Source organism: Clostridium sp. ZBS2 (assembly GCF_023845855.1).
Classification (GTDB): Bacteria; Bacillota; Clostridia; order Clostridiales; family Clostridiaceae; genus Clostridium; species Clostridium aquiflavi.
The window spans coordinates 251,385-264,819 of the sequence record NZ_JAMQIF010000019.1; the positions used below are offsets into that span (position 1 = coordinate 251,385).

Below are 13,435 nucleotides of genomic sequence, written 5' to 3' on the forward strand. Positions count from 1 at the left end.
ATTAAATGATAAAAATTAGAAGCGGGAAGGATAAATGTAGAATGAAAAAGAAAAAAGATATATTAAGACATCCAGCAGAAGTTCTTTATAAAAAAGAAATTGATATTTTAAAGAAAAGTGATAAAAATTCAATACCATCAGGATGGCAAATGTCTCCTAAAGCAGTTCTTACATATATTATAGGCGGTGAAGTTGATGGCAAGAAAATAACTCCTAAATATATAGGAAACAAGAGGCTTGTTGAAATATGTATTGCAACACTTCTTACAGATAGAGCACTTTTATTAGTTGGTGAACCAGGAACTGCAAAATCATGGCTTTCAGAACATTTGACTGCTGCTATTTATGGAAATTCCACAAAAGTTGTACAAGGCACAGCAGGTACAACAGAAGAACAGATTCGTTATTCATGGAATTATGCAATGCTTCTTGCTAATGGTCCAACTTCAGAAGCTCTTATAAAAAGTCCAGTTTATAGTGCAATGGAAGAAGGGGGAATAGCGCGTATTGAAGAAATTTCGAGATGTCCATCTGAAGTTCAGGATGCACTTATATCACTTCTTTCAGAAAAGAGGATTTCAGTTCCTGAACTTGGAGAAGAAGTTCCAGCAACAAGAGGTTTCTCTATTATTGCTACAGCTAATACAAGAGATAAAGGTGTAAATGAAATGTCAGCAGCACTTAAAAGAAGATTTAATATAGTTGTTCTTCCAGCTCCTGATGATATGCAGACAGAAGTTAATATTGTAACAAAAAGGGTTTCACAACTTTCAGAAAATCTTCAACTTAATTCACCACTTCCATCAGAAAAAATCATAGAAAAGGTAGTTACTATATTTAGAGAATTAAGAAATGGTGTAACAATTGATGGAAAACAAAAAATAAAGCCTGTTTCAGGTGTATTATCTACAGCAGAAGCTATTTCACTTCTTGCAAATAGTATGGCACTTGCAGCCGGATTTGGAAATGGTGATATAAGCGATTATGATCTTGCTTCTTCACTTCAGGGGGCAGTTATAAAAGATGATGAAAAAGATGTTCTGGCATGGAAGGAATATCTAAACAATATATTGAAAAAAAGAGGACAAGAGTGGCGTGAGCTTTATACAGCATGCAATGAGATGAATTCTTAGACTATTAATTGAAAAAAGTTTTAAGGAAAGTGAGAAAAAAGTATGAGTGGAAGCAATAAAGAAGTAAATATCCATGAAAAAAATTATGCAGCCAGCTTCTTCCCTGTAAGACATCTTTCCCCTAATGGAGCATATGCTTTAAAAAAATACTTAGATAAGATAAATCCCGATATTGTACTTGTAGAAGGGCCAAGTGATGCCAATAATGAACTTGATAATATAGTAAATAGACATGTTGTGCCTCCAATTGCAATATTGGCTTATACGGATGAAATGCCTGTTAAAACAATTCTTTATCCTCTTGCATCATATTCACCAGAGTATGTTGCAATAAAATGGGCAAAATCTAATAACAAGGAAGTACGTTTTATTGATTTGCCATCAGATGTGTTTTTGGCAATGGAAAATATGCTTTGTGAAGACGAAGAAAATACAGAAAGATCTGATGATTCCAATATAAAAAAGGATCTGGAACTTAATGATAAACAGATCAGTAATGAAGATGAAATTTATACAGATATATATGAAACATTATATAGATCATGTGATGAATTTGACTATGATGCATTCTGGGAAAGGAACTTTGAACATCTTGACTATAATTATTATAGACAGGCCATGATGGAATTTGGAAGCAATTTAAGGCAGATACAGGAAAGCAGACAAAAAGATGATGCGAGAAATATTTTAAGAGAAGCTTTTATGAAAAGTGAAATTGAAAGGGCTGTAAAAGACGGTTACAGAGAAAATAAAATGGTAATAGTCACTGGTGCATATCATACATTAAGCCTTATGAGTGAAAAGACTTTACCACTTAGTGAAGAAGAAATAAAAAAACTTCCTAGAAAATCTTCAAAGCTTACTCTTATGCCTTATTCATATTACAGGTTAAGTGATAGAAGTGGCTATGGGGCAGGAAATAAGGCACCAAATTATTTTGAAATGATGTGGAAATTATTAAATGAAAATAAACTTGATGAACTTCCACAAAGATATCTTACTGTAATAGTAAGAAGTATGAGAAAAGAAGGTCATATAAAGTCATCAGCAGAAGTTATAGAAGCCGTAAGACTTGCAAAAGCACTTTCAAATATGCATGGAGGGAATATTCCTATTCTTCAGGACTTAAGGGACGGGGCAAAAACATGTCTTGGAGAAGGAACGTTCAGTAAAATTGTGACAGCAGCTGCTGAAGTTGAAATAGGTACTAAAATAGGGCATCTTCCAGAAGGAATGTGTAATACATCTTTGCAAAATAATTTTAATTTTATGATAAAGGATTTAAAGCTTACTTCATATAAAACTTTAGTTGCTACTGATGTAACTTTGGATTTGAGGGAAAACCGAAGAGTAAAAAGTGAGAAATCAGCTTTTATGGATTTAAATCGTTCATCATTTTTACATCAGCTTGAGGTATTAAATATTTCTTTTGGTAAAATTCAGAGAAGATTAAATGGAGATAATAACTGGAAGGAAGCATGGACATTAGCATGGAGGCCTGAAACTGAAATTGAAATAGTTGAAGCATCACTAATGGGGGATACAATAGAGATAGCAGCAGCGTATGTACTGAAAGATAGGCTTGATAAAGCAAGTAAGATAAAAGAAGTTTCAGAGATGATTTCAAAATGTTATGAGTGTGGTATGGATAAAATGGCATCATATTCAATTAATATACTTCAGAAACTTGCAGTGGATATAAATGCTTTAGATGAAATTTCAGAAGTTGCATTTAATTTATCATATATAATTAGATTTGGAACAATAAGAAAGATAGACACAGAAATATTAAAGCCAATTTTATCAGAACTGTTTTTAAGGGCAGCGCTTATAATGGTTGAATGTTCAAACTGTGATGATGCTGCAGCAAAATTATTAAGCAAATCAATTGAACAGCTTGATGTAATAGCACAATACCATGAGGATGTAGTTAATACTGAAATTTATATAAGAGAACTCATAGAGCTTTCAAACAGAGATGACAGAAATTCAAAACTTTCAGGAATAGCATGTTCAATTCTTATAGAAAGAGGACTTATTGATAAGGAAATGCTTAGCAGTGAAATTGGAAGAAGACTTCTTCCAGGAATTCCACCAGATATAGGAGCAGGATGGTTTGAAGGGCTGGCATGTAGAAACAGATATGTTATTTTAGGAAATCTCACTATATGGGAAAAGCTTGATGAATATATTATGAATCTTGATAAGGAAGAATTCAAAAGTGCAGTAGTATTTCTTCACAGAACATTCAGTACCTTTAATGGAAAAGAAAAATATATGGTAGCAGAAAATCTTGCAAACTTATGGGGAATAAGTGCAGATGATTTAAGTGAATATTTAAATGAAGAATTATCAGAAGATGAAGAAAAAATATTAGAAGATCTTGATAATTTCAATTTTGATGATTTTTAGGGGGTAGAATGTTTGGAGAAAACTGAAAATATAAAAAAGTGGAGAATGGTTCTTGGAAAAGAAAGTGAGGAATCATTTAAAAGCATAGTTGGAGATAAAGGAATTATAGCACTTGATAAAGAAGAACTCCTAATGGCTAATGCATTAGATGCCATTTATGACAACAGCAATCATGAACTTGAGAAATATGGCGGTGCAGGTAACGGGTTTTCTGCTCCTAAGATTTCAAAATGGCTTGGAGACATAAGAAAAATATTTGACAAGGATATAGTTAAGGTAATTCAAAATGATGCAATAGAAAGAAAAGGAATGAAACAACTTTTGCTTGAACCAGAAGTATTAAATGGAATGGCACCAGATATAAATCTTGCTTGCACATTATTAACACTCAAAAACCAGGTTCCAGAACGTTCAAAAGAAAGTGTACGTCAGTATATACAAAATATTGTAGAGGATATAAATAAAAGAATAAATAATGATGTGCAGAAAGCAGTTCTTGCAGCACTAAACAAAAAGAATCATGTTTCAAGAGGAACAGCATCAAGTCTTGATTTTAACTATACAATAAGAAGGAATTTAAAAAATTTCAATAAAGATTTAAATAAAATAATACCTGAAAAAATGTATTTTTTTGAGCATATGAATAAAGCAAATGGATGGAATATAATACTTGATATTGATCAGAGTGGATCAATGGGAGAATCAATTTTATATTCAACAGTAATGGGATGTATTCTTGCAAAAATGTCATCTGTAAGTACAAGGGTTGTTGCATTTGATACAAGTATTGTTGACCTTACTGAAAAATATGATGATCCTGTTGATATGCTTTTTGGAATACAGCTTGGTGGAGGTACTGATATACATAAATCAGTAGTTTATTGTGAGCAGTTTATAAGAGATCCAAAGAAAACACTTTTATTTCTCATATCAGATCTTGAAGAGTGGGGTAATCAGGGTGCACTAATAAATAAGATAAAATATCTTAAAGAAAGTGGAGTAACTGTTGTGTGTCTTCTTGCAATAAGTGATAATGGAGAACCATATTACAATAAGGATCTTGCAAATAAGTTTGCTAAGTTTGGAGTACCGAGTTTTGCATGTTCACCCAATTTTCTTCCAGAATTACTTGAAAAAGCATTAAAGGGTGAAGAGATAAGGATAGATAAAAAATAATTTTATGTTGGAACATTTTAATTTCTTGTAAGCAAGTTATATATATTAAGGTAATTAAATAAAAGCAGCAGATAGTTTTGATTTGACATGAAACTATCTGCTGTTTGAGGTTGTACAGGAATTTACAATAAATAAGTTATGAAATAATGTAATCTTCACAAATATTAAAAGATAAAGGACACATAAGTAAATCTTCTATTTTACTTCCATCATTAAGAGCTTTGTTTATAGCGTTAAATGAAGCACTGCAGGTTACAATATTTCTAAATTCATCATTATTAAAACAACCTCTTCTTATTTGATTATCAATAGTTTGATATATCCAGTTATAAGAAGTAAGCTGATCTTTAAATAAAGTAACATTTTCGATGCTACTACATAGTGTCATATTCTCAGCATATTGTACTTCAGGAAAGATAAATTTACAGAATATCTCTGGAATAAAGTTAAATAAGTCACATGCTAAAGATGGATCATTACACATTTTTATGAACTGATAATATAAATTTTCATATTTTTCGTTTGTATCACATAATTTAAACAAATCTAATGCTTTTAGTGTATTGTGAATGACTTGTTCTTTGCTGAATTTGTATTGAGTGTAGGTTTCCTTAGCTTGTATCAAAACAAAGAATTGCTTTTCTGAATATAAAGTAGTTTCTACATCCCATTCTTCTGCAATTTTATTTAATATTTTAGTAATGTTGTTACTTACTATTCCATTTATTCGACATTCACAGTTAACTGAATTAGCAGTTTTGCTAAGATATATTTTTACCCAGTATACTGGTTTGATGCCTAATCTATTTTTTATTTCATTATTAATAACTTCCCAATAATCTATAGGATTTTGTTGAACTTTCTTTTTACCTTGAGATGATATGCAGCTTTTATATAGTTTGAATTTACTTATCTTTTTGTTAAATTTACTTTCAAAGTCTTGTCCATATTCATCCTTTAAAGCATGTGTTATACCACATAAAGCAGAAAAACAGAAGCTGGCAGTTGCCTGTTGTAATGCTATATCTGTAGTATTTCCAACACCTGCTGATGATTCAACAAACTCTTCATTAAATAAATTATGTTTTAACACAAATATAACTTGTGCCATATTTTCAGTAGCTTGAGGAACATGTACTTCTATTTTTAACTTTATATCTGTTATAAATAATGAATTAGATTCTAGTACACTATTTTCAACAGAATTAATCAGTATATTAAGTACTTTTTCTTCATTTGTTAAATCAGAATTATTTAAAGCATTTTCATTTTCTTGAGTATTATAAAAATTATTTGAATCCATATGATTTTTGTCTTTTTTTCCTTTGAATAAGTTGCGTATAAAACCCATTAAATAATCTCCTTTTGTATTTAGTTACAATTTCAATAATATATTTACAGATACTTATTATTCCAATAAAAGTATAAAATAACTTATATGGATTAGTCAACTTAAATAGTAATATCAAAGGATTTAATATTACTATTTAAGAAAATTGAAAAAATCTATTTTCTATGGATATTATTATCGTTGAAATAACTAATACTAATATTGCTTTTTTTTAACTCTATTTAATGCTATGATCTTCATTAGTTCCTTTTAAACAATGCTATAAACGATTTTGTAATTGAGCTTATCATATATATGTAATTATGATAGTAATGTAAAAAAGACAAGGATATAGAAGGAGGAAATAAGATGTTTAATAAATTAACAGATAGAGTTTATTATATGGATTTTGAACAAGAAGGGGATAGACCAGTTTTAGGATTAGTAGTAGGAGATTCGTATTCATTAGTGATTGATGGTGGTAACTCAAAAGATCATGCAGAAAAGTTTTTGAATTATGTACAGGAATTAGATATACCAAAGGTTAAATATTTAGTTTTAACTCACTGGCATTGGGATCATGTTTTGGGAATGAAAACTATGAATTTAATTAATATAGTACATAAAAAGTCTAATGAAAAATTAGAATGGATGAAAGGATTAGAATGGACTGATAAGGCTATTAGGGAGAGAGTAGAAAATGGACAAGAAATAGAATTTTGTGAACAACATATAAAAATAGAGCATCCAAATAATGATAGAAATATAGAAGTAGCAAATGCAGATATTATATTTGATGGAAACATAGGGATAGATTTAGGGGGAGTAACAGTAATGGTAGAATATATAAATGCTGACCATTCAAAAGATTGCTGCTTAGTAAATGTAGTAGAAGAAAAGGTAACATTTATGGGAGATGCGATGTATTTAGATATGTATAATGGGCCATGGAGTTATTCAAGAGAAAAGCTATATCCACTTTTAGATAAGCTTATTTCTTATGGATCGAAATATTATATACCATCTCATCATTCTAAATATACCAATGAAGAGTTTAAGGTTTTCATAAGATATATAAAGGAAATCGGAGATTTGGTAGGGGAATCTACTGATTTAGAAAAGACTATATCAAAAATAAATAAGGTTAGAGATGAAGAACTATCAGAATGTAATATGGAAGATATAAATGTATTTATAGAAGGAAATAAGAAAACTGGTGAAGTTAAGGAAAAACCTACAGCGGATTTATATTAAAGAAAATTATAAAGATAGAAAATAATTATTTAATAGGATTAGTGAATATCATGTAATAGACCAGTAGTATAAACAAATAAAGTAGAATTGTAGCCACCAGTGAATTTATCTATATTCAATGGTGGTTTTTCATTTAAAATGAAATCTAAATTTGTTGAATCGTGGGAAATAATACCGTTGCATTTAGAAAATTCTCTGTTATAATAAATTTATAATTTAATGATATCCATATAATTTTTGCAATTGGGCAAAGAGTTTCTACAAGAAGCCGTAAACTTCTTAGCTATGGGTTAATCCGTTTTTGCTATACAATATTCTATATAAAATTAGAAGCTGTAGCTACCATTGGATTTACCTATATCCAATGGTAGCTTTTTTATATTTATTTTTAGGAGGAGAGTATGAATAATAAAGGAATTCTCGAAAAATTATTTAAGTTAAAGGAAAATGGCACAACAACTAAAACAGAAATTTTAGCTGGAATAACAAGTTTTATAACTATAGCCTACGCCATATTAGTTATTCCAAATATTCTTAAGGAAGCTGGTATGAATTCTCAAGGAGCCTTAGGAGATGCAGCTAATAATTTAAGTATAATAAATGACCCTGTAGTAGGTGCTATATTTACAGCTACTTGTGTTATTTTCACAATAACTACATTATTTATGGGGTTATATTCTAACCTTCCATATGTGCTAGGACCAGGTATGGGACTTGTAGCGTTCTTCACTTATGGAGTATGTTTAACCATGGGATTTACCTGGCAACAAGCGGTGGCAGCTGTATTTATATCAGGTATTGTATTCATAATATGTACAGTAACATCTTTAAGACAGTTAATAGTAAATTCCTTGCCTCAAAATTTAAAAATCGCAATGACTTCCGGTATAGGACTATTCATAGCTTTAATAGGACTTAAAAATGGGGGAATAGTAATAGCAAATCCAGGAACTTTAATGCAATTTGGAGACTTTACTCAAAAGGGAATTTTACTTACTATTATAGGAATTTTCATAATGGTAATTTTAATGGTAAAAAATATTAAGGGGTATATGATTATAGGCATAGCTGCAACTACCCTTATTGGAATTCCTATGGGTATAACAAATTTAGCTAATGTAAAAATATTCTCACTTCCTCCATCTTTGGCACCAACATTTATGAAGATGGACTTTAGTGGTCTTGTATCTCATAATGGGGCTGGGGCTGTAGGAGCAATAACAGCTGTGGTAATGGTTATTTTAACATTTTCATTAGTGGATATGTTTGATACTATAGGAACTTTGGTAGGTACTTCGCAGAAGGCAAATATGATAGATGAAAATGGAACACCTAAAAATATGAATAAAGCTCTTATAGTAGATTCCTTTTCAACCACTCTTAGTGCATGTTTTGGACTTCCTACTATCTCAGTGTATATTGAATCAACTGCTGGAATTGCAGAGGGAGGGAGGTCAGGTTTAACAGCTGTAGTGGTAAGTATATTTACAGCTTTAACTTTATTCTTTTCTGGTTTAGTTGGGATAATACCTGCACAAGCTACTGCACCAGTTTTAATTCTTATAGGTATTTTAATGATTCAAACAATAACAAAGGTTGATTTTTCAACACTAGATGAAGCTATACCAGCTTTCTTTACTATAGTTATGATGCCTTTTAGTTACTCAATAGCTAATGGAATAGCTTGGGGTATAATTACTTATCCAATAGTTAAGTTGGTTGCAGGTAAAAGAAAAGAGGTTCATCCTCTTATGTATATCTTAGCAGCACTATTTGTTTTAAGATATATTTTAATACCACAATAGAAAAATTGTTATAAAAGAATCAAGTAGAAATAAATTGGTACATATAGAATATATACTTATAAAAAAGTGTCTTTAGTCAAAGTTATTTATTATATAAAATGTTTATCATTTTATATAAATTAGGTATAATATTAAATGAGAGATAAAAACACAGTTCTGTTGGTAGTCAGAACCTATATAAATATATAGCAGTAACCTGCCCTCCTGGGTTGTCCATTCTCTTGAGAATTTTTTATTTTCAGGAGGAGAAATTTATGTTAACATCAGTTAAACTAACAGTTTTTTTCAACGAACCTTTTTGGATAGGAATTTTTGAAATTCAAGAAGGGGAATACTACAAAGTTAGTAAAATAATTTTTGGTGCAGAACCAAAGGATGCAGAAGTTTTTGAATTTGTATTAAACAATTATTACAAATTGAGTTTTATTAAACAGGAATTTGAAGAGAAAAAGTTTTTAATAAAGCGTGTGAATCCTAAGAGGGAACAACGACTAATAAAAAAACAGTTAGAAAACAAGGGGATTGGAACGAAAGCACAAATAGCCTTAAAAAAGCAACATGAAGCTAATAAGATAGAAGGTAGGAAGAGAAGCAAAGAAAAAAAGGAAGCAGAAGAAAGAAAACAGTATAAAATGAAGAAAGATAAACGCAAAGAAAAACATAAGGGACATTAGTCATTTAATAAGAGGATATTATATGGAAGAACAATATTATGAAAATATATTAAATATTAAAACAGCTGGAAAACAAGATTTAGAAGAGGCAACTATACATTATAATAGATATGAACCAACAGCCTATGAAGCTTTAAATAAATTATGTGAAGAATATAAATTAAATAATACGGATTCAGTAGTTGATTTCGGATGTGGAAAAGGCAGGCTTAATTTTTACTTAAATTATTTATTCAAATGTGAAGTTACTGGAATTGAAATGAGTAAATATTTTTATAAACAAGCTTTAAATAATAAAAAATGTTATTTAGAAAAGCATAACGGTGACGAAGGTAAGATTAAATTTGTTTGTACATTAGCAGAAAAATATCAGATTCAACCAGAAGATAATAAGTTTTATTTTTTTAATCCCTTTTCAATAGAAATTTTTATGAAGGTAATAGATAATATTATAGGTTCAGTATATAAAAATAAAAGAAATATAGAAATTATACTTTTTTATCCTTCAAATGATTATATATTTTTCTTAGAACAATATGCATTTTTTATGATAAAGAAAGAAATAAGATTAGATAATTTTAAAAATGATAGTAGAGATAGATTTTTAATATATAAGTTATCATATATATAAATATCTTTTAGAAAAAATATAGAACTAATTAAATTAATAATAGGTAGATTTATTTTACATAAATCTACCTATTATTGTATTTAGAATGCCAATAGTTATATTTGTGATTTCGGAGAGATCTTAGTGAGGATTAGAAAAAATAATATAGCATAAGTTGATAATGTCTAAAAACAATCTTTAATGATTTTATATTTGTTGTCAATTTATAATAAATTATGTATTGAGTTTTTAACAAATATTAGCACTTTCCAATTTAATTTATTAAAATGATAAATTAAATAACGTATAATAAGTGGAAATCAGGGGACTAAGAAAGAAAAAAGTTATCAAAATGAGAAAAAAGTTATCAAAGTGATAATTATTTAATTTTTTTTTGTATATAAAATGAATTTAATTATTATAAGCTTAAGTAATGGGTAAAAATAGTAAATTTAATTGGCATAAGTATTGCGTAATAATATTTATAAAAATCATTGTAAACGTATAACAAGGCTTTAGTACAAGGGGGAGTTTTTTTATGGGATTAAATGAGAAGTCTTTACTTTTTCAATTTGAAGGTAGACCAAATTTAAAAGAAATAGTTCCGTTAGGATTACAACATGTTGTAGCTATGATTATTGGGTGCGTTACTCCAGCTATAATAGTAGCAGGTGTATGTGGATTAAGCCCAGAAGATAAAATTCTACTTGTTCAATCATCATTATTTTTTGCAGGGATAGCAACTTTAATTCAACTTTTCCCTATATTTAGAGTAATTGGTTCTAAATTGCCTATAATTGTAGGAACAAGTTTTGCTTATGTACCAACATTAATAGCCATAGCTGATGAATTTAATATTGCAACAATTTTGGGAGCACAAGTAATTGGAGGAATAGTAGCTGTTATTTTTGGAATATTTGTTAAAAAGTTAATTAAATTATTTCCATTAATAGTAACAGGAACTGTTATATTCTCAATAGGTTTATCATTATATTCAGTTGCTATTAGATATATAGCTGGTGGATCTGGAAGTTCAACTTTTGGTTCACCTAAAAACTGGGGGATTGCACTTATAACTTTATGTGTAGTAATATTTTTAAATTATTTTACTAAAGGATCATTAAAGCTTGCATCTATATTAGTAGGAATTATTGTAGGTTATATTGTTGCTTTATGTTTTGGAATGGTTTCTTTTACAGATGTTCAAACAGCAGGGTGGATGCAAATACCTAAATTTATGCATTTTGGAATGAGCTTTAATGCTACAGCAATTATATCTATGGTTATAATGCATATTGTAAATTCTGTTCAAGCAATAGGTGATTTTTCAGCTACTACTGGGGGAGGAATGAATAGAGTTCCTACAGACAAAGAGCTTTCAGGTGGAATAATTGGTAATGGTATTAGTAGCATTGTTGGTGCATTTTTTGGCGGTATGCCTACTGCAACATTTAGTCAAAATGTTGGCATAGTAACCATGAACAAAGTTATAAATAGAAGCGTATTTGTATTTGCTTCAATAGTTATTATAATATCAGGAATAGTACCTAAATTTGCATCAATATTAACAAGTATTCCACAGTGTGTACTTGGAGGAGCTACACTATCAGTATTTGCAACTATTACAATGACTGGAATTAAGATGATTTCATCAATTAAACTTACAGCTAGAAATACTGCTATTGTAGGCTTATCAATTGCTTTAGGTGTAGGAATAGTTCAAGTTCCAGATGCATTAGCTTTATTCCCAGCTTGGTTTATATCAATTTTTGGGAAATCTTCAATAGTTGTAACTACATTAGTAGCTATAGCCTTAAATTTAATTTTACCAAAAGATGAGACAGACGTAATAAGCATTAATAAATAATAGAATATAAATAAAAAATTATAACGATAGCGAGAAAGAGCTAATGGAGCATATAGATATCTCGTCTCTACCATAAAATCCACAATAAATTAGTATTGTGGATTTTTGTATTAATCTTTGTAATTAGCAAGTATTAAGTTTAAGTCAAAAATTATATCATAACATATATTAATAGTTTCATATTATATTTAATATAAAAACACAGTGATTTTATATTTTGTTCAAGTATAGTATGAAAAAATCAAAGCAATTTATGAATACAGTTATAAGAATAAGAAAATTATGTGAAAAATATCAATCCTTATTATGGATTATATGATATAATTTTCCTAAAGGTAATGCTTTTTATTATTTAAATGTAAGGCTCTGTTTTAAATGCGTGTTGATATATGTAATAGGTAAAGTGGCATTTTACTCAGCCCACTTTGCTAAAACATAGCCAAATATAAAAAAATAAAAGGATGGAATTTAACAAAAATGGGGGTCGAGAATTATATGGATAAGTATAAAGTCATTGATATTAAGAAAAGTGTTTTTGAAGATAATGATAGACAAGCAGATTTGCTTAGAGAAGAATTAAAAAAAAGTAAAACTTTTTTATTAAATTTAATGTCCTCACCAGGTTCTGGCAAAACAACAACTGTTTTAAGAACTATTGAAGCTTTGAAAGATGAAATGAGAATAGGAATTTTAGAAGCAGATATTGATTCAGATGTAGATGCAAGTACTGTGTCTAAAACTGGTACTAAAGTAATACAATTGCATACAGGTGGTATGTGCCATTTGGATGCAGATATGACAAAACAAGGTCTATATGGACTAGGAACAGAAGAAATTGATTTTGCAATATTAGAAAATGTAGGAAATTTGGTATGCCCAGCAGAATTTGATACTGGTGCATCAAAAAATGCAATGATTTTAAGTGTACCAGAGGGGGATGATAAGCCTCTAAAATATCCTTTAATGTTTTCTATTGTTGATGTTTTATTAATAAATAAGATAGATGCAATAGATTATTTTGATTTTAATTTAGAAGCAGTTAAAGAGTATGCTACAAGATTGAACCCAAATATTAAGATAATTCCTATTTCTGCTAAAACTGGAGAAGGAATTGATACATGGACTGAATGGATACGTACTGGAGTTAAGACTTGGAACGAAAAATAATGTGATA

At 29.3% G+C, this 13,435-nt stretch carries 10 protein-coding genes and 1 riboswitch; of the genes, 9 read left to right on the top strand and 1 reads right to left on the bottom strand.

The features are described 5' to 3' along the window. The first annotated feature begins 41 nt into the window (after nt 1-41). The 3 genes from NG918_RS12390 to NG918_RS12400 are packed head-to-tail and all read left to right on the top strand — an operon-like array spanning nt 42 to nt 4,721. The gene (locus NG918_RS12390; protein ID WP_252226436.1) at nt 42-1,133 is read left to right on the top strand and encodes an ATP-binding protein; all 1,092 of its coding nucleotides are present in this window, start codon (nt 42-44) and stop codon (nt 1,131-1,133) included. 42 nt (nt 1,134-1,175) lie between these two features. Next, nucleotides 1,176-3,545 (top strand): DUF5682 family protein, encoded by a 2,370-nt coding sequence (locus tag NG918_RS12395; protein ID WP_252214336.1) that lies wholly within the window; start codon nt 1,176-1,178, stop codon nt 3,543-3,545. Nucleotides 3,546-3,557: 12 nt separating this feature from the next. Continuing rightward, the gene (locus NG918_RS12400) at nt 3,558-4,721 is read left to right on the top strand and encodes a VWA domain-containing protein (protein WP_252226438.1); all 1,164 of its coding nucleotides are present in this window, start codon (nt 3,558-3,560) and stop codon (nt 4,719-4,721) included. Nucleotides 4,722-4,857: 136 nt separating this feature from the next. Here NG918_RS12400 and NG918_RS12405 read toward each other — a convergent pair whose 3' ends face one another. Then, nucleotides 4,858-6,072, bottom strand: a complete 1,215-nt coding sequence (locus NG918_RS12405; RefSeq protein WP_252226440.1) for a DUF6348 family protein — start codon at nt 6,070-6,072, stop codon at nt 4,858-4,860. Between the two features lie 348 nt (nt 6,073-6,420). Here NG918_RS12405 and NG918_RS12410 point away from each other — a divergent pair, with 348 nt between their 5' ends. The 6 genes from NG918_RS12410 (at nt 6,421) to hypB (ending at nt 13,428) form a co-directional block, all read left to right on the top strand. Further along, a complete protein-coding gene (locus NG918_RS12410; RefSeq protein ID WP_252226442.1) occupies nt 6,421-7,305 on the top strand; it encodes an MBL fold metallo-hydrolase in 885 nt (294 codons plus the stop codon). Nucleotides 7,306-7,511: 206 nt separating this feature from the next. Continuing rightward, nucleotides 7,512-7,611: riboswitch (purine riboswitch) on the top strand. A gap of 95 nt (nt 7,612-7,706) precedes the next feature. Next, nucleotides 7,707-9,110: an NCS2 family permease gene (locus tag NG918_RS12415; RefSeq protein WP_252226444.1), complete on the top strand. Its 1,404-nt coding sequence runs from the start codon at nt 7,707-7,709 to the stop codon at nt 9,108-9,110. A gap of 254 nt (nt 9,111-9,364) precedes the next feature. Beyond that, complete coding sequence (locus NG918_RS12420; RefSeq protein ID WP_252226446.1) at nt 9,365-9,784, top strand: YjdF family protein; 420 nt, start codon at nt 9,365-9,367, stop codon at nt 9,782-9,784. 22 nt (nt 9,785-9,806) lie between these two features. After that, entirely contained in the window at nt 9,807-10,415 is a 609-nt protein-coding gene (locus NG918_RS12425; protein WP_252226448.1) for a methyltransferase, read from the top strand. A gap of 517 nt (nt 10,416-10,932) precedes the next feature. Continuing rightward, nucleotides 10,933-12,261 carry a uracil-xanthine permease family protein gene (locus tag NG918_RS12430; RefSeq protein ID WP_252214322.1) on the top strand — a complete coding sequence of 443 codons (1,329 nt, stop codon included), beginning with the start codon at nt 10,933-10,935 and terminating at the stop codon, nt 12,259-12,261. Nucleotides 12,262-12,756: 495 nt separating this feature from the next. Then, nucleotides 12,757-13,428, top strand: a complete 672-nt coding sequence (hypB, locus tag NG918_RS12435; protein ID WP_252226450.1) for a hydrogenase nickel incorporation protein HypB — start codon at nt 12,757-12,759, stop codon at nt 13,426-13,428. The last annotated feature ends 7 nt before the right edge of the window (nt 13,429-13,435 follow it).

What these genes read in the sequence shown, in the direction of transcription:
- NG918_RS12395 (WP_252214336.1), top strand. Translation starts at nt 1,176, where the DNA reads ATGAGTGGAAGCAATAAAGAAGTAAATATCCATGAAAAAAATTATGCA.
- NG918_RS12415 (WP_252226444.1), top strand. Translation starts at nt 7,707, where the DNA reads ATGAATAATAAAGGAATTCTCGAAAAATTATTTAAGTTAAAGGAAAAT.
- NG918_RS12430 (WP_252214322.1), top strand. Translation starts at nt 10,933, where the DNA reads ATGGGATTAAATGAGAAGTCTTTACTTTTTCAATTTGAAGGTAGACCA.
- NG918_RS12425 (WP_252226448.1), top strand. Translation starts at nt 9,807, where the DNA reads ATGGAAGAACAATATTATGAAAATATATTAAATATTAAAACAGCTGGA.
- hypB (WP_252226450.1), top strand. Translation starts at nt 12,757, where the DNA reads ATGGATAAGTATAAAGTCATTGATATTAAGAAAAGTGTTTTTGAAGAT.
- NG918_RS12405 (WP_252226440.1), bottom strand. Translation starts at nt 6,072, where the DNA reads ATGGGTTTTATACGCAACTTATTCAAAGGAAAAAAAGACAAAAATCAT.
- NG918_RS12390 (WP_252226436.1), top strand. Translation starts at nt 42, where the DNA reads ATGAAAAAGAAAAAAGATATATTAAGACATCCAGCAGAAGTTCTTTAT.
- NG918_RS12420 (WP_252226446.1), top strand. Translation starts at nt 9,365, where the DNA reads ATGTTAACATCAGTTAAACTAACAGTTTTTTTCAACGAACCTTTTTGG.
- NG918_RS12410 (WP_252226442.1), top strand. Translation starts at nt 6,421, where the DNA reads ATGTTTAATAAATTAACAGATAGAGTTTATTATATGGATTTTGAACAA.